General features: G+C 65.4%; 1 pseudogene. It reads left to right on the top strand.

Annotation, left to right across the window (positions count from 1 at the left end):
* Positions 1 to 739, top strand: a pseudogene (locus NW853_RS11270) (hypothetical protein); the annotation flags it as partial.

Genomic DNA, 739 nt, shown 5'->3' with positions numbered 1-739 from the left:
GCCTACCGGGGATCCACCACCTTGGCGCAAGGAAAGGGATCCCTGACCCTTTCTGCCCGCTCTGGGGGCTCTGGCGGGGCCAATCGCCGCCTGGCCATGTTGGTGCTCTCCGAGGTGGGGGTGCCGCTGCTGCACACGGGCTCGGGGGTGCCGGCGCCTGGTCAGCCGCTGCTGTTGTCGGGAGAAAATCTGGAGCGGGCAGAAACGGTTTTGTTTGCTTCAGCCGCCAATCCCGAGCGCCTCCTGAGGGGGGAGATCCGCTCCCGCAGCGGTGACCGTCTGGCGGTGATGCCGCCTTCTTCTCTTTCCGGCTCCGTTTGGGTCGCTGTTGCCGATGCTGCAGGGCAGGGGCTGGGTACACTGGTCTATGATTGGCCTGTGGCGACTCCCGCCCCCACTCCCACTGCTCCGGCAGCGTCGGCTTGGGTGGTGGAAACCTTGTTGGATGGCCGCACGGCGCCTGCAGCAGATCCGTCAGGCAACACCGGCAGCGAGTCCAGAATCTACCTACAGCAGATCGGGGGCATTGCCGTGGATCCAGAGGGATCCCTGTACTTAGCCGACCCAGCTCAGCACCGGATTTTCCGGCTTTCTCCAGAGGGGGAATTGGAAGTTTGGGCCGGCACAGGCCAAGCAGGCCGCCGCGACGGAGCAGCCGACCAAGCTGAGTTCGACTCCCCACAGGGGCTGCTCTGGGATCCCAAAGGGGGATTGTGGGTGGCCGACAGCGGCAACCACT

This window comes from Synechococcus sp. H55.11, assembly GCF_047462475.1.
GTDB lineage: Bacteria > Cyanobacteriota > Cyanobacteriia > Thermostichales > Thermostichaceae > Thermostichus.
The sequence above is the reverse complement of the archived record's forward strand: the minus strand, read 5'-3'. Positions and strand labels throughout refer to the sequence as shown.